The sequence below is a fragment of the Bradyrhizobium sp. McL0615 genome, assembly GCF_049993905.1.
In the GTDB taxonomy this organism is placed as follows: Bacteria; Pseudomonadota; Alphaproteobacteria; order Rhizobiales; family Xanthobacteraceae; genus Bradyrhizobium.
In genome coordinates this window covers 4,473,786-4,491,730 of sequence record NZ_CP188254.1, presented here as the reverse complement: position 1 = coordinate 4,491,730, position 17,945 = coordinate 4,473,786, and the positions used below count along the sequence as shown (strand labels likewise).

Genomic DNA, 17,945 nt, shown 5'->3' with positions numbered 1-17,945 from the left:
CTATCGAATTATCTCGCGGGGGCATAGCACCGCCGGAAGGGCGGAACCAGCCGCGTTTTGGCGCAGGTTCAATGCCGTTTGAAATACTGCACGGCGCGCTCGTGCTTCTCCGCCGCAGCGCGTGATTTGAAGGTTCCGAGGTTGCGGCGTTTGCCGGTTTTCGGGTTGATTTTGCGGGAATACAGCCGGTATTCGCTCGATTGCAATTTTCGGATCATGGAAAATCACCGCTTTTGACGAGCCCCCGTCCGCAATAATTGCGCCGCGGGGTCTCTTGTTCCGGGCCGGCTATTCGCGTTGTCTTCAAGGGCTTGCGATGCCGGATCGCTCTACCGGCGCGGAATGAATGGGGACCTCGATGCAACATTTCTTCCTCTACCTCCTCGCACTTGGCGCCGGCGTCAGTGTGGTCACCCAACAGATGCTCAATGGCAGCCTACGTACGGCGCTGGCCTCGCCAGCCTGGGCGGGGCTGGTCAGCTATGCCGGCGGCCTCATCACCATGATCGTTGCGGTGATCGCGCTCCGCGAGCGGGTGCCGTCGTGGAAGACTGTCGTCGATGTGCCATGGTACGCATGGTCCGGCGGCGTGTTCGGGGCCGCCTTCATCCTGCTGGCGATCCTGCTGTTGCCCTCGCTCGGCGCAGCGACGCTGTTCGCGCTTGTCATCGCCGGCCAGGTGCTCGCCGCGGTGACGCTGGATCATTTCGGCGCGTTAGGCTTGACGCCGCATCCGATCGGCGCCGCGCGGCTCGCAGGCGCAGTGCTGCTGATTGCCGGCGTCGTTTTGATCAGGGAGTGATCGTTCGGACGTCTCAGAAGCACAAATTCGTCACCACGTTGCCGCGCTTGTCCTTGATCGCGTAGGGACAGCGCAGCCGCTCCAGCGCCTTCTTCGCATCCTCATCGCCAAGTGCGGCGGCGCGCTGGTAATAGGCTTTGGCGGCGTCGGAATCCTTCGGTCCACCGCGGCCTTCCTGCGCGAACGCGCCCATCCGCTCCAGCGCGCCGGGATGATTTTGCGCCGCCGCCTTCTCGAACAGTGCGCGGGCGGCAGCGTCGTCCCTGGCCCCGCCATTGCCTTCGGCCAGCATCATGCCGAGTTGATACTGCGCCTCGGAATTGCTCTCGGCGGCCTTGGACAGCAGTTCACGGGCTCGCGCCGGATCGGATGATGCTCCGCCGCCGAGGGCGGCGAGGTTGCTGACGCCGCGCGGATTACCGGCCTGAGCCGCGCGCTCGAACAGTTTGCGGGCCTGCGCCTCATCGCGCGCGACGCCCGCGCCGGTCCCGTAGAGCACGCCGAGTTCGACCATGGCCGAGCTCGAGCCCTTGTCGGCCGCCTTGCGCCAGGCCGCCATCGCTTCCGGCAACTGCCGGTTGGCGGCATAGGCCCGTCCGAGCTGGTACATCGCCCGGCGCGACGAATTCGCGGCGTTCTTGCAGAACTTGATCGCGGTGGCGACGTCAGAGGCCGCGATATCGGCCACGCCCTTGGCGTCGGCCGGCTTGTCGGGATCGGCCGGATCGGCCGCAACACGGTCGCACAGCACGAGGTCGGCCGATTGCGCGTAGGCCGGGCACTGCCCCAAGGCAGCAGCGGCGGCGGCGATCAACAGACCTTGGAGCGCCCTCTTCATCAGCGCAGGTTGCGTCGGCATGCCGATAAATTCAAGGTTCAAGCCCGCTCTCGCGCAACGCCGGCGCGACCTCGGGCGACGCAAGAAACCGCAGCAACCGGTCCGCCTCGGCCGGCTTCTTCGTCGCCGCCATTCGTCCCGCGGAAAACACGGCGGGTGTTTGCAATTGGTATGGAATGGGCCCAACCACCTCGATGCCAGCGACCTGCTTCAACTCACTGATCTGCTGGACGGCGAGATCGGCCTCGCCAGTCACCAGCTTCTCGGCGGTAAAGCCCTGCGGAATGATCACCGCGCGGGCGTTGATATCTGAGGCGATGCCGAGCCGCTCGATCAGTTTTGCAAACAGGATGCCGCTGGCGCCGAGCCGCGAATAGGCCACCGAGCGCGCGCCGAGCAAGGCTGTGCGCAATGCGGCCTCGGTTGATATGTCCGGATGGGCCGCGCCGGCTTTCACGGCGATGCCAACCCAGGAGCGGGCCAGATCCACACAGCTTTCAGCGGCCACCCGCCCCTCGCGCGCGACCTCGTCCAGCCCCTCGCGGGTCAGGATTACGACGTCGGCGGCTTCGCCTGAGCGCAACCGCTGCAGCAGCGCCAATGTCGGAGCGAAATCGGCGTCGATGCGGGCGCCGCCAGTCGCCTGATACTGGCTGGCCAGGCTGCCGACGGCGCCCTTCAGCGCCAGCGTCGAGAGCACGCGGATGGCATCGCTCATCGGCGGCTACACCCGGTGCATCAGCTTCAGCACTGCGGTCATGCGAAGGCTGCGCTTGCCGGCGAGCGCGGTTGCCTCAAGCATCGCGCCCTCCTCGTCGCAGGTGCCGGAAAAGCCGATGCCGACTTCATGGCCGCCAAAGATGGGGTTCTCCCCCATGGACGGCGTGTGCTCCTGATTCAGGATCTGGCCTTTCCAGCGGCCTTTCTCCGAGGTGTAGGTGCCGAGATAATAGAACGAGGCGTCGCCGCCCAGGATGCGGCCGTCATTGAGCAGCATCACGCCGGTCAGGCCACCCTCGACACCATCAAGCATGCGGATGTGAATGGAATAGAGGCCATTGGCGACGCCCCCTTCGCCGACACCACCGGCGATCGGCACCGCGTCCTGCTCGATCGGCGTCATCACCGAGTGGAACGCCACGCCCGGCAGTTCCCTCAGGCCGCCTTCAAAGCGGTAGAGGTTTCCGTCCGCCCTGCCCTTTGCCAGCAGGGTGGCATCGTCAGTGCCGGCCATCGCTCGGTAATTCGGGTCCGGGTTATGGCGGACGGTCTGGATCACGATGTCGACGCCGTCATCGTGCTTTTCGTAGGTGCCGATATGGGCAAAGGCCGAATTGCCACCCAGCATCCTGCCGTCGCGCGCGTACATGACGCTGCGGCCGACCGCAGCGCCAAGCTGGAACCTGACTTTGTAAAATCCCTCAAACAATGCCGCGTCCCCGGCAAGCGCACGGCGGTTGTCTAGCGCGGTTCACAACGAAGGGAAACGGTCTTGAACCGGCGTATTTGAATCAATCTCATCAAGACGCCGTGTCATCAAAACGCAATGATCCGCCGAGGCGGTTTTACCTTGGCGGATCAGCTTTGCTGCCCCCGGGGCGTCCCCGGGGTCATATCGTCGTCAGCCCCTTAGGCCGCGGCCGCCTTGGCGCCGGTCGGGACTTCCGCGATGGTCTTCAGGATCTGGGAAGCGATCTGGTATGGGTCGCCCTGCGAATTCGGACGGCGGTCTTCCAGATAGCCCTTGTATCCGTTGTTGGCGAAGGAGTGCGGAACGCGGATCGAGGCGCCGCGGTCGGCAATGCCGTAGCTGAACTTGTTCCAGGGAGCAGTCTCGTGCTTGCCGGTCAGGCGCTTGTCGTTATCCGGCCCGTAGACGGCAATGTGGTCCATGAGATTCTTGTCAAAGGCCGCCATCAGCTGCTCGAAGTACTCCTTGCCGCCGACTTCGCGCATGAACTTGGTCGAGAAGTTGGCGTGCATGCCGGAGCCGTTCCAGTCAGTGTCGCCGAGCGGCTTGCAGTGGAACTCGATGTCGATGCCGTAAGATTCGGTGAGACGCAGCATCAGGTAGCGCGCCATCCACATTTCGTCAGCGGCCTTCTTGGAGCCCTTGCCGAAAATCTGGAATTCCCACTGGCCCTTCGCCACCTCGGCGTTGATGCCTTCGTGGTTGATGCCAGCGGCGAGGCAGAGGTTGAGGTGCTCCTCGACGATCTTGCGGGCGACGCTACCGACGTTCGAGTAGCCGACGCCGGTGTAGTACGGGCCCTGCGGCGCCGGATAACCGTCAGACGGGAAGCCGAGCGGACGGCCGTCCTTGTAGAAGAAGTATTCCTGCTCGAAGCCGAACCAGGCGCCTTCGTCGTCGAGGATCGTTGCGCGCTTGTTCGAGGCGTGCGGGGTCTTGCCGTCGGGCATCATGACTTCGCACATCACCAGCGCGCCGTTTTCCCGCGCGGCGTCCGGATAGACCGCGACCGGCTTCAGCACGCAATCGGAGCTGTGGCCTTCGGCCTGCATGGTCGACGAGCCGTCAAAGCCCCACAGCGGCAGCTGTTCCAGCGTCGGAAACTTGTCGAATTCCTTGATCTGCGTTTTGCCGCGCAGACTCGGCGTCGGCGTATAGCCGTCGAGCCAAATATACTCGAGCTTGTACTTGGTCATTGAGCCTCTCTTGAGTTGCTGTGGAATGCGGAAAACCGAACCCTTGAAATCTGGATTTTGACGCCCAGCCCCCTGGAGGTCTCCGCATACGTGTACCCGGCCACGTCAGGCCACGCGTTACTAAGCATTTAACGTGCCAATCGCTGCACTGCGGGATAAGCTATCCACAGGGCGACTTGGCCGCAGGCGAAAATAAAAGCTGCGACATAGGAGCGCGGCAGACCTGCAAATCCGGCGGCGCAGTGGCAGGTCTGCTGTCCGAATCCAGCCCATTTCTCCGGCACTTCCGCTTCCAGGTCGCGCCGCGCTTAAAGCTGCGGCACCCCTTCGAGGCATCCGTGGAGGACGCCGACCTAACCGGGCAACCATCCGGCCGGCTTATGCGTTGGTCATCCGCCCTCTGCCTTGCAGGAAGCAACGCCAAGAATGCCCACGAATTAGACAGATAGTGGCGCGCTCTTGGTCACCTTGCCCCCGCTCGAAGCACCGACAATATCGACTTATGTAACCACTACAAAACGAGTCGGGCGCACCATGGAGGCTGTTGCTTCGGCGCAAGGAGAGACTGACATGATGAATACAGGTGTGAATCAAGGGTCCGCAAGGATCTACCAATTCCCGACCGGGGGCCGCGCGGCGCTCGGGGGGCGTCGCTATGGCGAGGCCAAGGCCGAGTTTGCCGCTCCGCCGGCCAACCTCGGAGATTGCAGCGACAGCTGGTACCACGCGGCCGCCATCGAGGACGAAAAGAACGGGCGTGACCACTGATGTCCGGGAGGTGTTTGACAGGGACGCGCCCGCTCAATGGGGCGCGGACGGTGAACTAAAAAAGGGTCGGAACAACGCCGTTTCGGCCCTTTTTCATGTCTGCTCGCATGTGGTGACCGGCCGCCTGGCATGCTTGAGCGTCGTGACCCCGGCCTTGGTGATCCGCAAGGTGACGCCCTTCCCCTGATAGCGCGATCCCGACAGCGCCACGCGCTTGGGCAGTGTCAGAGCCTTGCCGTCGAGCTGCAGATGGGCGCGGGAATCATACTGGAAAAACCCGACAATGAATTGCGCCCCATCGGCGCAGCGGTAGTTCCGGAAACTCGACTGCGCGAACGCGGCCGACGGTGCGGTTGCCATCGCCGCGGCGCATAGCGCGGCGGCAAAAATCGTATTCCTGCGACAATTCATGTTTGGCCCCCTGCAGGGTTCAGTATAGACGAGACGGAAGCGGACGACATGCCCTTCCCCCGCCCGCCACTCAAGATCATACGAACCAGCCAATGTCAGCCTCCCCCGCCCGCCATCTCAATCTCTCTGGCGCCAGCAATTTCCGCGATCTCGGCGGCTATCCCACGCGTGACGGCCGGACCGTGCGCTGGCGGCAGATCTTCCGCTCCAACCATCTCGGCCATCTCACCGACGATGATGTCTCGGTGCTGCGGGAGCTCGGCGTCCGCAGCGCGTTCGACTTTCGCGGCGCCGAGGAGCGCGCCGCCGCGCTGTGCGGTATGGCGGAAATATCAGTCCATTCGCTGCCGGTCGAACCCACTGTCGTCGCGGCGCTACGCGCCATCGCGGCCGCCGGCACGCCGCTGTCGACGGACCACGCCGTCGAGGTGATGCGCGGCTCCTACAGCGGCTATGTGCAGAACAACACGCAACGTTACCGCACGCTGTTCGCGCATCTGCTGGAAGACAGCGCACCGCTGGTGATCCACTGCACCGCCGGCAAGGACCGCACCGGTTTTGCCTGCGCGCTGATCCTGCATACACTCGGCGTTCCCGACGACATCATCTCGGAAGACTATCTCCTGACCAACCGCTTCTACCGCAGGGATCCCAACCACAGCACCGACCTGCCCGACGAGATCAAACAGGTGCTGGCTTCAGTGCAGGCATCGTTCCTCGCCGCCGCCTTCGAGGCGATCGACGCCGACTACGGCGATCTCGAAAGCTATCTCCGCGACGGCCTCGGTCTCGGCAAGGCCGAACGCGCCGATCTCGAAGCGCGCTATCTTCAGCGCTGATTTAGTCCGACTTCACCCGCCGCACTGACACGACCAGCGCGGACGGCTTGCCGCCTTGCGTCCTGATGTTGACCCGCACCTTGTAGTCGTTGCTGGTTTCGCCCTTGGGAACATAGAGCATCGCGGTAAAGCTTAGGCGGCCGCGCGCATCGAGCGTCACCGGCAGATCCTCACGCACACGAAATGAATTGCCCTGGCGGTTTCGCGGCGGCAGCCTCGCCGTCATGACGGGCACGACCAGCGCGCGCAGATCAAGCTTGGTCGCCGTTGCACCATCGATCCGGTAATAGGCAAAGGAATCGCTGTCCCAGCGGCTGTTCGCGACCTCGATGACGGCTTGGCTGTCGGACGACCAGGCCGCGAGCAGATCGTAACGGTTCGCGCGTATTTCGCCGGTCTCCCAATAGGTGCCGCCAAGCTTGGCAAGCACGGCGCCGTCACCGACGCGGATCAGGAGATTTTCGACGCCGGATGGCGGCTGATCGCGGCCTGACGGCAGGCCCTGATCGCTGCGCCAGGCGAATGCGTATTCCTTCGATGGCGAAGTGGTGTCGGCAACGACACGCATCGCGGCCTTCCCCTCGCCGCAGACGAGGCCGCCATGTTGATCGGCAACGCAGGCCTGCGCATGCACGGCAGCCGCCTGCAGCGCATAGAGTGCGATGAGAACGATTGGAAATGCCCGAGCGCGGTGCATGCCGCGATCTTACCCGCTATGCGCGAGTAAAGCACCCAAAAACAAGCCTTGGGCGGTCCGGAACGTCAGCGCGATCGGCTCAGGCCGCCGCTTCCATTTCCATTTCGGCGTCGAGATCGGCGATGACGTCCTCGAACGCCGAGATCGCCTGCTGGATCGCCGCGATCTGCATCAATTCCCAGCTCGATACCGGACCGCTGCGATTTTGCAACGCGACGACGAGATCGCGCCGCTGCTCCTTAAGCTGAACAAGCGGTAAACCATGATCCGGCAAACCCATGAGAAGTCCCCCTGCCTTTTGTTGGTAGCCGGGTTGTACCGAACGGATTCTGAAAACGGCTTACAGAACTCCGGCAAATTTTATCGATTCCGCCCCATTCGGCCGCCTCCCGTAGTCGTACGTGGCGTCGGCGGCTCCGCCGAGCAGCGGGTCGCGGCAATTTGGGTTCCGGGACAGGCCGTTCACACAGAAATCGCCGCCATACGATCGAACAACACCTGATAAGGTGCCCACCTATTCCCCGCTGGCGGAGGCCCATCATGAACGGACAGGTCATTGTCGTAACGGGGGCTCTCGGTGCACTCGGCCGCGTGGTCGTCGAGGAGGCGCTCACGCGCGGCGCACGAATTGCGAGCGTCGACCATGCTCCGACACAGGTCCCGGCTACGGCCGATCTGTTTGAACTCGGCGGCGTCGACCTCACCGATGCGGCCCAAGCCAGGAAAGCCATCGACGCCGCGGCGTCGCATTTCGGCAAGATCGATGCGCTGATCAATATCGCCGGAGGCTTCGCCTTCGAGACCGTGGCGGACGGCGATCCCAAAACCTGGCAACGGATGTACGCGCTCAACGTCATGACCGCGCTGAACGCATCGCGCGCGGCGATCCCGCATCTCGTCTCGTCGGGCGCCGGCCGCATCGTCAATGTCGGCGCGATGGGCGCGCTGCAGGCGGGCAGTGGCATGGGCGCCTACGCCGCCTCGAAGGCCGGCGTGCACCGCCTCACCGAGGCGCTCGCCACCGAACTCAAGGGCAAGATCACGGTCAACGCCGTGCTGCCGTCGACCATCGACACCGCAGCCAACCGCGCCAGCATGCCGAAAGCCGATTTCGCCAAATGGGTGACACCGAAGGAATTGGCCGACGTGATCCTGTTCCTCGCCAGCGACGCCGCCAGCGCCGTCACCGGCGCGCTGCTGCCGGTGAACGGGAGGGTTTAGAAGCGCGACGAGGCTTACACCTTTTCACTTCGCCCAGCAGTGTTATAATTTAGCAATGACAACCGTTGAGGACATCCAAGAAGCCATTACGCAATTCCCTGCTTGGGAACTGGCACGGTTTCGCGAGTGGTTTGAGGCGTTCGACGCCGAAAGCTTCGATGCGGCCATTGAGCGGGATGCCCAAAGCCGCCAACTCGACGCCGTTGCGGAGGAAGCTATTGCAGCATATCGCGCAAGAACGGTCCTCAAGGCGGGATCAAAATGACGACACATCGGGGGGTCTTCTATCGGATCGGGCAAGTGTCCGCCTTCGTGCTGGCCATCGGTTTTTGGTGGTGGGCTCTTCTTGAAATGAGCTATGTGGGATGGTCCAAATTCCCGCAGCCTGAGATCGGGCGCACAATCCCTCACGAGGTGAAAGGCATCGTAGTCTACATTTCACCGAAGGACGCGGAATTTGGTCGGCGTTTGAAATGGACGATGATCGTCTCGGGCGCGTTGATGGCTATCTGTCTCGTTTTCTCGGGCGAGCTGAGCAAGATGTTAAACCCACCGAAGCCGCCGCTTCCGCCGGAATACTAATCCCAATTACGAGGCGCCCGATTACGATCGTTTGATTGGCTAACCCTCAACCTCCACCAGCTTTCGCAGCACTGCCTTGAAGCGGATGCTGCGCTTGCCGGCGAGCGCGGTTGCTTCGCCTACCGCGCCCTCGCTGTCATACGTTCCGGAAAAGCCGATGCCGACCTCATGGCCGCCGAACAGCGGCCGATCGCCCTTTGCCTGTGTATGCTCGCGGTTGACGAGTTCGCCCTTCCATCTGCCGTTCGCCGCCGTGTAGGCCCCGATGTAATCGAAAAACGCGTCGCCGCCCCTGATGCGTCCGTCATGCAGCAGCATGACGCCGCTGTTGCCGGCATCGATGCCGTCGAGCATGCGGATGTGGATGGAGTAGAGCCCGTTGCCGATCCCGTCCGCGCCGACCACGCCGGGCGGGGGCGCATCGGCGTCGTTGATCGGTGTAAGCACGGTATTGAACCGGACTCCCGGCAACGCCACGCTGCCGCCTTCGAAATGAATTTCCTCTCCGCGGCGCACGCCAGTGTAATTCAACGCGATGTTGTCGATATCGAACATCGGGACAAAGCCGGGATCGTGGTAGTGGCGCGACATCATGCATTCGGCGGAGATGACGCCATCGGCCTCGCTGAAATGGCCGACGAATGACGAGCCGGTATCGCCGCCATAGAGCCTGCCGCCGGCGGTGGCGAACATCACGCCGGAACCTTCCCCGCGCTCCGCGGTGAAGCGGAATTTATACAATCCTTGCACGCCCTGTCTGCTCCGGGAATCGGCAAACATCAGTGCCCCGCGAACGATCGATCGCGAGGTTCCCTCAATTGCCGTTGGCCTTGTCCCCGCGCCGACAATAGCCGCTGCCGCGCCTTCCGATCAAACGCTTTGCCCGAATTCGGCTAGAGTCAGGACATTGAGTCGCGGCTTGCATGCGCCGCCGGAGCAAATCTTGGAAACCGCGCTTTATCTTCCCGTCAAACGCTTCCTCGAAAAGCTCGGCTTCACCGTCAAGGGTGAGATTGGCGGCTGCGATCTGGTGGCGTTGAGCGGCGACGATCCGCCGATCGTGGTGATCGGCGAGCTGAAGCTTTCCTTCAACCTGGAACTGATCCTGCAGGCGGTGGATCGCGCCGGCGCCGCCGACGAGGTCTGGCTCGCCGCCAGATTATCCGCCCGCGGCAAGGGCCGCGAGAGCGACGTACGCTATCGCAATCTCTGCCGCCGGCTCGGTTTCGGCATGCTGGCGGTCACCAATACTGGCGATGTCGAGGTGATCGTCCAGCCTGCGACGGCAACTCCTCGCCGCAATCCAAAAAAGCGCTCGCGGCTGGTCGCCGAGCATCAGAAGCGCAAGGGCGATCCGGCGATGGGCGGCTCGACGCGCGCGCCGATCATGACGGCCTATCGGCAACAGGCGCTGGCCTGCGCCTCGGCGCTGTCAGGCGGGCCGCGACGTGTGAAGGATTTGCGAACCGAAATTCCCGACGCTGGAAAAATCCTGCTGCATAATGTCTATGGCTGGTTCGACCGCGCCGAGCGCGGCATTTATTTGCTGACCGATGCCGGACATGCCGCGTTGAAACGCTGGCCGCAGCAGCCGCTGGACCTCGGCGCCACCGGCAATTCCGCGGCATGAGAGCTGCGACAAAAACGGGAGGACGACATGATCGTGGTGACCGGCAGCGTGACCGCGCGCGCGGATAGTTTTGACGAGGTGCGGAAACTGAGCCTCGAGCATGTCCGCCGCTCGCGCACCGAGCCCGGCTGCATTTCCCACGCGGTCCATGTCGATTGCGAGAATCCGCTGCGGCTGGTGTTTTTCGAGCAATGGGCCGATCGCGCCGCCCTGCTGGCGCATTTTGCCGTTCCCGCCTCGCGCGATTTCGTGCGCTCGCTGCAGGCGCTTGCCGAGAGCGCCACCACCATCGAACTGTATGAGACTACCAGGCTGGAGAAATTGTAGGTGCATGGCTGTATTGCCATGCGAAATTCGTATTGCAATGCAACATAAGGGCACCTAGGTATCTCCGCAATGATATTGCGAGGCCCCATGAGCGAAGACTGGAACACGAAATACGGCACACGCCGCGTCCGGCGGGATCCGCCGACGCTGGAGGAGGCAATCTTCGCCGCGGTCGGGATCACCGACGATCAGCAGCAGCAGGCGGAGATCGCCGCCGCGCTGATGGGCCTGCCTTTCGAGGAAGTGCTGGCTGAGGTGAAGAAGACCGGCCGCGCGGTGGCGCGATCGGCGACCCGCATCATCGCGGGCGAGCAAGGCGCCCAGCGCGCCGTCGTGGTCGAGCGCCGCGTCATCAGGCGATTCGGCAACGACAAGCGCACCGGCACCTGACGCCCGTAGCGTTTTTGAGTGAAACGGATACCGATTCGCATCAAGAAAACGCATCAAACAAAAGACCAGAGCCCGGTTCTGATTCAGTCAGAACCGGGCTCTAAAGTTTTCTGGCAGTTCGCTGGATCAGGCGTCAGCGAATGGCCCTGTTTGAACTCGCCGCTCAGGCGGCGCGGCCAAAGCCGTACATCCGAAGCAACATCCGCCAATAGACACGGTTCATATTGGCGACCGTGCGCGCGGCGTTCAGCGTCGTGTCCGCCCAGGTGGGCGCAAGCTCCGTCTGATCCTGTTTCGTCAGGTCGATGGTGCCGGTCGATTCGCCGTGGCGGAACAGGAGCTGCGCGCCGAACTTGTTGGCCAGCGCCCGCATCGCCTCATTCTGCGAACCGGTGGTGATCCGCAGGCTCTTGTAGCTTTTGGCGCGCGCCTCTGTGATCAGCTTGCGGAAGAGGATGCTGCCGACACCGCGCCGACGCACCGACGCTTCGACGCTGAAAGCGATTTCGGGAAGCGAATCCGGTGACTGGTCCGGCGGATGCAGCTCCGCCGCGCCCCGAACCACGCCGTTTTCAAAGAAGGCGATGATGGTCGTGCCGTCACTGGCGCATTTCTCGGCGTAGCGCTCGATGAAGCTGTCGTCCATGAAGCCATGGAAACGGTCGCGGCGGCTGTTGCGGTCGAGCCGCAGCAGGTGATCGCGCAACAGCGGCAATTCTTCCTGCTGGCTCAGCGTGCGCACGCTGGAGTTGGCTAGCGCGGCCGCAATATGGGTGAGGTACATGTCTTAAAACTCCTCTGAGAGAAGCCCTCGAGGAGGCGTCGAATCCCTAGACCACCAATATTGTGCATCGCAACATGAAATTCAAGCCCGGATTATCCGTATACTGCCTCAAATAATGGCAGCAATTGCAGAGGCTTAACGGCACCTTTATTAACCAATTGTTAAGGTTGGCCGCCCGGCGCAAACTGGGCATGGGGATTGCTTATTTCTGAACGAACCAGGCTTTGAACGACACATTCGGATGGTTCGTGGAGGTCCGTCGTGGCTGTCGTGCTCGACACGAGTTCGTGCCTTCCGGCGCGCCGGCTTGCGGTGTGGCAGGACATCGTCTGCGACACTTTCGTTGGCCTCGACTGCAAATCGGACATGCGCGGCGCGTTCTGGGGCGCGGTGTCGCAAGCCAGAATCGGATCCGTCGCGCTCACGCAGGTCGATTCCACCGCGCAGCGGGTATTCCGCACCCCGTCGCGTATAGCCCGCGCCAGCGAAGATTACGTGCTGATGGCGCTGGGCAACCACGGCGTGAACGGCGTCTTCCAGGACGGCCGCGAGGCGATCGTCTCCGCGGGACAATTCGTCATTTACGATACCACCCGCCCCTACGAACTGCGTTTCGACAACAACTTTTCGCAGACCATCTTCCAGATGCCCCGCAAGCTGCTGCAACAGCGCGTCGGCTCGTTCGATGGTTTGACCGCGACCACGTTTGCAGGCGATCGTCCGCTCGAACGGCTGACCTATGATTTCGCGCGCAATGTGAGCCGGACGATCGAGCAAATCGATCCCGCGGCCGCAAGCCGCCTGCTCGACCAGGCGCTCGACCTGCTCGCGATGACGCTGGCCGACAAGCTGCATGCGCGCCTGCCGGACCAGTCGGTCCACCGCTCGGCGCTGCTCTATCGTCTCAAGAATCATATCCTGACGCATCTCGCCGATCCCGAATTGTCGCTGCCGCGCGCGGCGTCGGCGACCGGAATCTCGCCGCGTTACGCCAGCGATCTGATGGCGGCCGAACAGACCTCGTTCCGTGGCTACGTCCAGACGCAACGGCTGGAGCGCTGCAAGCGCGATCTTGCCGACCCCGCCAACCAGGCCCGCCACATCGGCGAGATCGCCTTCGCCTGGGGCTTTAACGACCTTGCCCATTTCAGCCGTATCTTCAAGCAGCGGTTCGGCGTCTCGCCGCGCGAATGGCGCGAGCACCCGCGCCAATAACGCCGTCCAACCGGCACCCCGCTTTCTGCCACGCCGCAGGCATCCGGCGTCCATTGCGCGTTAAGACAAGTTTTCGTTCCGCTGCGGACAAGCGGCGCGCGTTGCCATGGCTGTAGGCTTGCGACCCAGCGAGTGTCGGTCGCCAACGCGAAAGGAATGGTGCCATGGGTCTGGTTCATCAGAAATACAAGGTGGCGGTGGTTCAGGCGGCGCCGGTTTTTCTCGATCTCGATGCCACCGTCGACAAGACCATCGCACTGATCGACGAAGCTTCGGCGAAAGGCGCCAAGCTGATCGCGTTTCCCGAAACCTTCATTCCCGGATATCCGTGGCAGATCTGGCTGGGCGCGCCGGCCTGGGCGATCGGCCGCGGCTTTGTGCAGCGCTATTTCGACAATTCGCTCGCCTTCAATAGCCCGCAAGCCGAAAAGATCCGCAACGCCGTCAAGCGCGCCAAATTGACCGCCGTGCTCGGGCTGTCCGAACGCGACGGCGGCAGTCTTTATATCGCGCAATGGCTGATCGGCCCCGACGGCGAGACCATCGCCAAACGGCGGAAGCTGCGCCCGACCCATGCCGAACGCACCGTGTTCGGCGAAGGCGACGGCAGCGACCTCGCGGTCCACGATCGCGCCGATGTCGGACGGCTCGGCGCGCTGTGCTGCTGGGAGCACCTGCAGCCGCTGTCGAAATTCGCGATGTACGCCCAGAACGAACAGGTGCATGTCGGCGCCTGGCCGAGCTTTTCGCTGTACGACCCGTTCGCGCACGCGCTCGGCCATGAGGTCAACAACGCCGCCAGCAAGGTCTATGCGGTCGAAGGCTCGTGCTTCTTCCTCGGTCCCTGTGCGGTCGTTTCGCCGGCGATGATCGACGAGCTCTGCGACTCCCCCGAAAAACACGCCTTCCTGCATGCCGGCGGCGGTCACGCCGTGATCTACGGGCCGGACGGCAGTCCGTTGGCCGAAAAGCTGCCGCCCGACCAGGAAGGCATTCTGTATGCCGATATCGATCTCGGCATGATCGGGGTGGCAAAGAACGCCGCCGATCCGGCCGGGCACTATTCGCGGCCCGACGTCACGCGGCTGTTGCTCAACACCACGCGCGCCAACCGCGTCGAGCATTTCTCGCTTCCCGTCGATGCCGAGGTCATGAGCGAAATCAGGCTGCAGGCCTGACGCGTTTCAATTCGGACAAGGAGCAGGCCGATGGAATCCGCGATCCCCGAGCATCTGCAAACGGCACGCACGCGCCACCGCCGGGTCGGTGACGATTATGCGCCGCCCTACCCGTCTTTTGTGGCGCGGCACAAGCCAAGCGTGACGCGGGTGGCGATGGCCTATTTCGGCCTCCAATCCCGCGGCGCGCCGCCGACCGCCGCGGAACAGACGTTGGCGCAGCTCGCTTCGGATTTCACTGCGGCAGATGGCCCAACGCATTGGGACCGCGCGAGCTGTGTCGACGAGGCCGGATTCACCAACATCGTCACGGTGGCCTACTGGGACGACCGGCAAACATTCGATCGCTGGTTTCCGGCCGCGCGCGAGCGCTGGACCGGCGAGCAGCGGACCAACAACGGGTTCGGGACCTTCATCGAGGCGCTCTACCCCTCTGTGGAAGGCTATGAGACCTTGTTCTCATCGCTCGGAAGGCCCGAAGGCATCGCAGTGCTCGCCGACGACATGAGTGGCGAGGTTTTGGAGCACGCCTATTGGGGCGGCATGCGCGACCGTATCCCTTTGTCCCAGACCAGCGAGATGGCGCCTTCAGGCGCTGCGCGCGCGATCCGCGACGGCGCGCGCATCCGCATCATCCCGCATGACAATCTCTGCCTGATCCGGTCGGGCCAGGATTGGGGCGACACCGAAGCGTCCGAACGCAAAATGTACCTCGGCGATGTCGAGCCGGTGCTGCGCGAGGGCATGGATTTCCTGCGCGACCAGGGACGTTCGATCGGCTGCTACGCCAACCGCTACATGACCGTCGTCGGCCCCGACGGCGCGACGACCGAAAAGTCCTACGGCATGAGTTGGTGGAAAAGCCTGTCGGCGCTCGAACGCTGGGCTGAATCGCATCCGACTCATGTGAAGATTTTCGGCGCCGCCATGAAATATCTGTCGACGCTCGGGCCAGCCGCAAAACTGCGGCTCTACCACGAAGTCACCGTCGCCCGCGCCGACGAGCAGCTTTTCGAATATGTGGATTGTCATCCGCAAACCGGGATGCTGAACGCCGTGCAGACGGTGGAAGCGGCCTGACGCTACAGCACCATCTGCGTCTGGGTCACGACCGCGACCAGCTTGCCGTCCTCGGTCTCCAGCCGCGTCTGCCAGACCTGGGTGCGGCGCCCCCGATGCACCGGGGTCGCGGTGGCGATCACGGTCGAGCCTTCCTTTGCGCCGCCGATGAAATTGGTCTTGCTCTCGATCGTGGTGGTGCCCTTGGCGTCCGCGGGCAGGTTGATGACGGTGGCGGCAGCACCGACCGAATCCGCGAATGCCATCACCGCACCGCCGTGAATCGTGTTCCGCAGCGTGCAGAGATCCGGTCGCACCAGCATCTTGGCCACCACCCGATCCATGCCGGCTTCCGTGAAGGTTACCCCCTTCAGTTCGGCAAACGGCATCTTCATCGACTGGATCTTCTCGAGCGGCGTCATTTGTCCTCCGGCTTTTCTTTCAAGCGATTTCCCAGACAGAATGGACGGGGCTGGTAAATCAGGCAATGACCTCCGAGGTAATGGTTGCCGTGACATGCGGTCCGGAATTCGGCATACCGTCGCCATGCGCCAGTTCCCACCCTGCCGGATCGTTTGCCTCACCGAAGAGACCGTCGAGACGTTGTATCTGCTCGGCGAGCAGGACCGCATCGTCGGCGTCTCCGGCTATGCGGTGCGGCCGCCGCAGGTCCGCCGCGAGAAGCCGCGGGTTTCCGCCTTCATCTCCGCGGACATTCCGAAGATTCTGGCGCTCGAGCCCGATCTCGTGCTGGCTTTCTCCGACCTGCAGGCCGGAATCGTCGCCGATCTGGTACGCGCCGGCGTCGCCATCCACGTCTTCAACCAGCGAGACATCGCCGGCATCTTTGCGATGATCCGCACGCTCGGCGCCCTCGTGGGGGCGTCGGAGCGCGCCGATCAACTCGCGAAGGGCCTCGAAGAACGTCTCGCGCGTATCGCGGCCACGCCTCGCCCCTCCCCCAGGCCAAAGGTCTATTTTGAGGAATGGGACGATCCGCTGATCTCAGGCATCGGCTGGGTGTCCGAACTGATCGAGATCGCCGGCGGCGAGGACGCGCTACCGAAATTGCGGCTTCAGCAGGCCGCGAAGGACCGGATCATTGCACCCGATGTGGTGCGCGAAGCCGCCCCCGACGTGATCCTCGCGTCCTGGTGCGGCAAGAAGGTGGTGCCCCACCGCATCCGGCAGCGTCCGGGATGGAGCGATATCCCTGCGGTGCGTAACGACCGAATTGTGGAGATCAAGTCGCCGTTGATTTTGCAGCCGGGTCCGGCGGCGCTGACCGATGGGCTCGACGCGATCGTGAAGGCGTTGTGGGCGCGTTGACACCCAGGCTATTTCTGCGACTTGCCCGCGTCTTTGACGTCCTTGAAGGTTTCGAACTCGACATTGTAAAGCTCGCCTTTCACCCTCTCGACCTTGCGGATGTAGATGTTCTGAACGATATCGCGTGTTTCGGGGTCGATCGAGATCGGCCCGCGCGGACTTTCCCAGGCCATTCCCTTCATCGCCGCGATCAGCAGGTCGCCGTCCGTCTTGCCCCCGGTCTTCTTCAGCGCCTCGTAAACGAGATGAATGCCGTCATAGCCGCCAACCGCGACAAAGCCCGGACGTGAGTTGAAGGCCTTCCGATAGCCCGTGACAAACCGCTCGTTGACAGGCGAAGGATGGGCCGCCGAGTACATGTGCGCGGTGACGGTGCCCAGCGCGGCATCTCCCATGTCGTTGAGCAGGTCGTCATCCATGACGTCGCCGGGACCGATGATCCTGATGCCGCTCTTGTCGAGGCCGCGCTCGGAATACTGCTTCATGAAATTGCCGCCCTGGCCGCCGGGCACGAACACGAACATCGCGTCGGGTTTCGCATCCTTCATTCGCTGGAGGAACGGCGCAAAATCGGGATTCATCAAGGGCACCTTGACCTCTTCGACGATTTCACCGCCGGCCGCGGTGAAGCGCGCCTTGAAGAACTGCAGTGCGTCGTTCCCGGGAGCATAATCGGAGGTCAATGTCGCGACCTTCCTGATGCCGTTCTTTGCCGCCCAGTCGCCGATGATGACGGCGGACTGCGCCAGCGTGAAACTTGTGCGGACGATATAGGGCGACCGTTCCGTCACGATCGAAGCGCCGGCCAGCATCACGATCTCCGGAATTTTGGCCTGCGTCGCCAGCGGCGCCGCCGCCAGCGCGGCCGGCGTGATGCCAAAGCCGGCGATGATCTGGACCTTGTCGTTGACGATCAATTCCTGGGCGATGCGCTTGGTGTTGTCAGGGATTGCACCATCATCCCTGACGATCACCTCGATCTTCTTGCCGGCAACGACGTCGCCGTGCTGTCGCATATAGAGCTTGACGGCGTTATCAAGCTGCTTGCCGGTCGAGGCCTGACCGCCGGTCAGCGGCACGATCAAACCGATCCTGACAGTCTCCTGACCTGATGCCGCGGAAGGCCCCCATCCAAGACCGAAGGCTGTGAGCAGACAGGCCAGAATTTGCTTTCGCATGGCGCGTTCTCCGGCAGAGTTGAAAGAGCC

General features: G+C 63.0%; 25 protein-coding genes. 13 read left to right on the top strand and 12 right to left on the bottom strand.

Annotated features, from left to right (window positions below):
- Window positions 1-68: 68 nt before the first annotated feature.
- Window positions 69-218: a hypothetical protein gene (locus tag ACPPVP_RS21205; protein ID WP_426524054.1), complete on the bottom strand. Its 150-nt coding sequence runs from the start codon at window positions 216-218 to the stop codon at window positions 69-71.
- 140 nt (window positions 219-358) lie between these two features.
- On the opposite strand from ACPPVP_RS21205, the gene ACPPVP_RS21200 reads away from it, so the two are divergent.
- Window positions 359-802 carry a DMT family transporter gene (locus ACPPVP_RS21200; RefSeq protein ID WP_426524052.1) on the top strand — a complete coding sequence of 148 codons (444 nt, stop codon included), beginning with the start codon at window positions 359-361 and terminating at the stop codon, window positions 800-802.
- A gap of 13 nt (window positions 803-815) precedes the next feature.
- On the opposite strand, the gene ACPPVP_RS21195 is transcribed toward ACPPVP_RS21200, so the two are convergent.
- From ACPPVP_RS21195 to ACPPVP_RS21180, 4 genes are all read right to left on the bottom strand, one after another.
- Window positions 816-1,640 carry a tetratricopeptide repeat protein gene (locus ACPPVP_RS21195; RefSeq protein WP_426537979.1) on the bottom strand — a complete coding sequence of 275 codons (825 nt, stop codon included), beginning with the start codon at window positions 1,638-1,640 and terminating at the stop codon, window positions 816-818.
- 31 nt (window positions 1,641-1,671) lie between these two features.
- Window positions 1,672-2,358: a substrate-binding domain-containing protein gene (locus tag ACPPVP_RS21190; RefSeq protein WP_426524050.1), complete on the bottom strand. Its 687-nt coding sequence runs from the start codon at window positions 2,356-2,358 to the stop codon at window positions 1,672-1,674.
- A gap of 6 nt (window positions 2,359-2,364) precedes the next feature.
- Window positions 2,365-3,069 (bottom strand): GrlR family regulatory protein, encoded by a 705-nt coding sequence (locus ACPPVP_RS21185; RefSeq protein ID WP_426524048.1) that lies wholly within the window; start codon window positions 3,067-3,069, stop codon window positions 2,365-2,367.
- A 200-nt stretch (window positions 3,070-3,269) separates the two neighbouring features.
- Window positions 3,270-4,307, bottom strand: coding sequence for a glutamine synthetase beta-grasp domain-containing protein (locus tag ACPPVP_RS21180; RefSeq protein ID WP_426524046.1), 1,038 nt, complete (start codon window positions 4,305-4,307; stop codon window positions 3,270-3,272).
- Between the two features lie 570 nt (window positions 4,308-4,877).
- On the opposite strand from ACPPVP_RS21180, the gene ACPPVP_RS21175 reads away from it, so the two are divergent.
- Window positions 4,878-5,075 (top strand): DUF2735 domain-containing protein, encoded by a 198-nt coding sequence (locus ACPPVP_RS21175; protein ID WP_426524044.1) that lies wholly within the window; start codon window positions 4,878-4,880, stop codon window positions 5,073-5,075.
- Between the two features lie 93 nt (window positions 5,076-5,168).
- Here the strand turns inward: ACPPVP_RS21175 and ACPPVP_RS21170 are convergent, their stop codons facing one another.
- A complete protein-coding gene (locus ACPPVP_RS21170) occupies window positions 5,169-5,486 on the bottom strand; it encodes an MliC family protein (protein ID WP_426524042.1) in 318 nt (105 codons plus the stop codon).
- A gap of 92 nt (window positions 5,487-5,578) precedes the next feature.
- Here ACPPVP_RS21170 and ACPPVP_RS21165 point away from each other — a divergent pair, with 92 nt between their 5' ends.
- Window positions 5,579-6,325 carry a tyrosine-protein phosphatase gene (locus ACPPVP_RS21165; protein WP_426524040.1) on the top strand — a complete coding sequence of 249 codons (747 nt, stop codon included), beginning with the start codon at window positions 5,579-5,581 and terminating at the stop codon, window positions 6,323-6,325.
- 1 nt (window position 6,326) lies between these two features.
- Here the strand turns inward: ACPPVP_RS21165 and ACPPVP_RS21160 are convergent, their stop codons facing one another.
- Together ACPPVP_RS21160 and ACPPVP_RS21155 are read right to left on the bottom strand one after the other, a co-directional pair.
- Window positions 6,327-7,022, bottom strand: coding sequence for a hypothetical protein (locus ACPPVP_RS21160; RefSeq protein ID WP_426524038.1), 696 nt, complete (start codon window positions 7,020-7,022; stop codon window positions 6,327-6,329).
- A 79-nt stretch (window positions 7,023-7,101) separates the two neighbouring features.
- Window positions 7,102-7,302, bottom strand: a complete 201-nt coding sequence (locus ACPPVP_RS21155; RefSeq protein ID WP_057839937.1) for a hypothetical protein — start codon at window positions 7,300-7,302, stop codon at window positions 7,102-7,104.
- Window positions 7,303-7,562: 260 nt separating this feature from the next.
- Between ACPPVP_RS21155 and ACPPVP_RS21150 the strand changes: the two genes are divergently transcribed.
- The 3 genes from ACPPVP_RS21150 to ACPPVP_RS21140 are packed head-to-tail and all read left to right on the top strand — an operon-like array spanning window position 7,563 to window position 8,825.
- On the top strand, window positions 7,563-8,243 hold the full coding sequence (locus ACPPVP_RS21150) for an SDR family oxidoreductase (RefSeq protein ID WP_426524036.1): 681 nt from the start codon (window positions 7,563-7,565) through the stop codon (window positions 8,241-8,243).
- A gap of 55 nt (window positions 8,244-8,298) precedes the next feature.
- On the top strand, window positions 8,299-8,508 hold the full coding sequence (locus ACPPVP_RS21145) for a hypothetical protein (protein WP_426524034.1): 210 nt from the start codon (window positions 8,299-8,301) through the stop codon (window positions 8,506-8,508).
- Between the two features lie 35 nt (window positions 8,509-8,543).
- The gene (locus ACPPVP_RS21140) at window positions 8,544-8,825 is read left to right on the top strand and encodes a hypothetical protein (RefSeq protein WP_426524032.1); all 282 of its coding nucleotides are present in this window, start codon (window positions 8,544-8,546) and stop codon (window positions 8,823-8,825) included.
- A 39-nt stretch (window positions 8,826-8,864) separates the two neighbouring features.
- Here the strand turns inward: ACPPVP_RS21140 and ACPPVP_RS21135 are convergent, their stop codons facing one another.
- Window positions 8,865-9,575 (bottom strand): GrlR family regulatory protein, encoded by a 711-nt coding sequence (locus ACPPVP_RS21135; RefSeq protein ID WP_426524030.1) that lies wholly within the window; start codon window positions 9,573-9,575, stop codon window positions 8,865-8,867.
- Window positions 9,576-9,768: 193 nt separating this feature from the next.
- Between ACPPVP_RS21135 and ACPPVP_RS21130 the strand changes: the two genes are divergently transcribed.
- The 3 genes from ACPPVP_RS21130 (at window position 9,769) to ACPPVP_RS21120 (ending at window position 11,172) form a co-directional block, all read left to right on the top strand.
- Entirely contained in the window at window positions 9,769-10,455 is a 687-nt protein-coding gene (locus ACPPVP_RS21130; protein WP_426524029.1) for a DUF2161 domain-containing phosphodiesterase, read from the top strand.
- A 27-nt stretch (window positions 10,456-10,482) separates the two neighbouring features.
- The gene (locus ACPPVP_RS21125) at window positions 10,483-10,782 is read left to right on the top strand and encodes a putative quinol monooxygenase (protein WP_426524027.1); all 300 of its coding nucleotides are present in this window, start codon (window positions 10,483-10,485) and stop codon (window positions 10,780-10,782) included.
- An 87-nt stretch (window positions 10,783-10,869) separates the two neighbouring features.
- Entirely contained in the window at window positions 10,870-11,172 is a 303-nt protein-coding gene (locus ACPPVP_RS21120; protein ID WP_426524025.1) for a hypothetical protein, read from the top strand.
- 163 nt (window positions 11,173-11,335) lie between these two features.
- On the opposite strand, the gene ACPPVP_RS21115 is transcribed toward ACPPVP_RS21120, so the two are convergent.
- On the bottom strand, window positions 11,336-11,956 hold the full coding sequence (locus tag ACPPVP_RS21115) for a GNAT family N-acetyltransferase (protein WP_426524023.1): 621 nt from the start codon (window positions 11,954-11,956) through the stop codon (window positions 11,336-11,338).
- Window positions 11,957-12,217: 261 nt separating this feature from the next.
- Between ACPPVP_RS21115 and ACPPVP_RS21110 the strand changes: the two genes are divergently transcribed.
- From ACPPVP_RS21110 to ACPPVP_RS21100, 3 genes are all read left to right on the top strand, one after another.
- A complete protein-coding gene (locus ACPPVP_RS21110) occupies window positions 12,218-13,171 on the top strand; it encodes a helix-turn-helix domain-containing protein (RefSeq protein ID WP_426524021.1) in 954 nt (317 codons plus the stop codon).
- Between the two features lie 164 nt (window positions 13,172-13,335).
- Window positions 13,336-14,349 carry a carbon-nitrogen hydrolase family protein gene (locus ACPPVP_RS21105; protein ID WP_426524019.1) on the top strand — a complete coding sequence of 338 codons (1,014 nt, stop codon included), beginning with the start codon at window positions 13,336-13,338 and terminating at the stop codon, window positions 14,347-14,349.
- A 30-nt stretch (window positions 14,350-14,379) separates the two neighbouring features.
- The gene (locus tag ACPPVP_RS21100; RefSeq protein ID WP_426524017.1) at window positions 14,380-15,429 is read left to right on the top strand and encodes a phenylacetaldoxime dehydratase family protein; all 1,050 of its coding nucleotides are present in this window, start codon (window positions 14,380-14,382) and stop codon (window positions 15,427-15,429) included.
- Between the two features lie 2 nt (window positions 15,430-15,431).
- On the opposite strand, the gene ACPPVP_RS21095 is transcribed toward ACPPVP_RS21100, so the two are convergent.
- A complete protein-coding gene (locus ACPPVP_RS21095; RefSeq protein ID WP_426524015.1) occupies window positions 15,432-15,830 on the bottom strand; it encodes a PaaI family thioesterase in 399 nt (132 codons plus the stop codon).
- A gap of 124 nt (window positions 15,831-15,954) precedes the next feature.
- On the opposite strand from ACPPVP_RS21095, the gene ACPPVP_RS21090 reads away from it, so the two are divergent.
- A complete protein-coding gene (locus tag ACPPVP_RS21090; protein WP_426537977.1) occupies window positions 15,955-16,737 on the top strand; it encodes a cobalamin-binding protein in 783 nt (260 codons plus the stop codon).
- An 8-nt stretch (window positions 16,738-16,745) separates the two neighbouring features.
- Here the strand turns inward: ACPPVP_RS21090 and ACPPVP_RS21085 are convergent, their stop codons facing one another.
- Complete coding sequence (locus ACPPVP_RS21085) at window positions 16,746-17,915, bottom strand: ABC transporter substrate-binding protein (protein ID WP_426524014.1); 1,170 nt, start codon at window positions 17,913-17,915, stop codon at window positions 16,746-16,748.
- Window positions 17,916-17,945: the final 30 nt, after the last annotated feature.

Excerpts from the sequence above, each read along its gene's own strand:
- ACPPVP_RS21205 (WP_426524054.1), bottom strand. The coding sequence starts at position 218 with ATGATCCGAAAATTGCAATCGAGCGAATACCGGCTGTATTCCCGCAAA.
- ACPPVP_RS21200 (WP_426524052.1), top strand. The coding sequence starts at position 359 with ATGCAACATTTCTTCCTCTACCTCCTCGCACTTGGCGCCGGCGTCAGT.
- ACPPVP_RS21195 (WP_426537979.1), bottom strand. The coding sequence starts at position 1,640 with ATGAAGAGGGCGCTCCAAGGTCTGTTGATCGCCGCCGCCGCTGCTGCC.
- ACPPVP_RS21190 (WP_426524050.1), bottom strand. The coding sequence starts at position 2,358 with ATGAGCGATGCCATCCGCGTGCTCTCGACGCTGGCGCTGAAGGGCGCC.
- ACPPVP_RS21180 (WP_426524046.1), bottom strand. The coding sequence starts at position 4,307 with ATGACCAAGTACAAGCTCGAGTATATTTGGCTCGACGGCTATACGCCG.
- ACPPVP_RS21175 (WP_426524044.1), top strand. The coding sequence starts at position 4,878 with ATGATGAATACAGGTGTGAATCAAGGGTCCGCAAGGATCTACCAATTC.
- ACPPVP_RS21170 (WP_426524042.1), bottom strand. The coding sequence starts at position 5,486 with ATGAATTGTCGCAGGAATACGATTTTTGCCGCCGCGCTATGCGCCGCG.
- ACPPVP_RS21165 (WP_426524040.1), top strand. The coding sequence starts at position 5,579 with ATGTCAGCCTCCCCCGCCCGCCATCTCAATCTCTCTGGCGCCAGCAAT.
- ACPPVP_RS21160 (WP_426524038.1), bottom strand. The coding sequence starts at position 7,022 with ATGCACCGCGCTCGGGCATTTCCAATCGTTCTCATCGCACTCTATGCG.
- ACPPVP_RS21155 (WP_057839937.1), bottom strand. The coding sequence starts at position 7,302 with ATGGGTTTGCCGGATCATGGTTTACCGCTTGTTCAGCTTAAGGAGCAG.
- ACPPVP_RS21150 (WP_426524036.1), top strand. The coding sequence starts at position 7,563 with ATGAACGGACAGGTCATTGTCGTAACGGGGGCTCTCGGTGCACTCGGC.
- ACPPVP_RS21145 (WP_426524034.1), top strand. The coding sequence starts at position 8,299 with ATGACAACCGTTGAGGACATCCAAGAAGCCATTACGCAATTCCCTGCT.
- ACPPVP_RS21125 (WP_426524027.1), top strand. The coding sequence starts at position 10,483 with ATGATCGTGGTGACCGGCAGCGTGACCGCGCGCGCGGATAGTTTTGAC.
- ACPPVP_RS21120 (WP_426524025.1), top strand. The coding sequence starts at position 10,870 with ATGAGCGAAGACTGGAACACGAAATACGGCACACGCCGCGTCCGGCGG.
- ACPPVP_RS21115 (WP_426524023.1), bottom strand. The coding sequence starts at position 11,956 with ATGTACCTCACCCATATTGCGGCCGCGCTAGCCAACTCCAGCGTGCGC.
- ACPPVP_RS21105 (WP_426524019.1), top strand. The coding sequence starts at position 13,336 with ATGGGTCTGGTTCATCAGAAATACAAGGTGGCGGTGGTTCAGGCGGCG.
- ACPPVP_RS21100 (WP_426524017.1), top strand. The coding sequence starts at position 14,380 with ATGGAATCCGCGATCCCCGAGCATCTGCAAACGGCACGCACGCGCCAC.
- ACPPVP_RS21095 (WP_426524015.1), bottom strand. The coding sequence starts at position 15,830 with ATGACGCCGCTCGAGAAGATCCAGTCGATGAAGATGCCGTTTGCCGAA.
- ACPPVP_RS21090 (WP_426537977.1), top strand. The coding sequence starts at position 15,955 with ATGCGCCAGTTCCCACCCTGCCGGATCGTTTGCCTCACCGAAGAGACC.
- ACPPVP_RS21085 (WP_426524014.1), bottom strand. The coding sequence starts at position 17,915 with ATGCGAAAGCAAATTCTGGCCTGTCTGCTCACAGCCTTCGGTCTTGGA.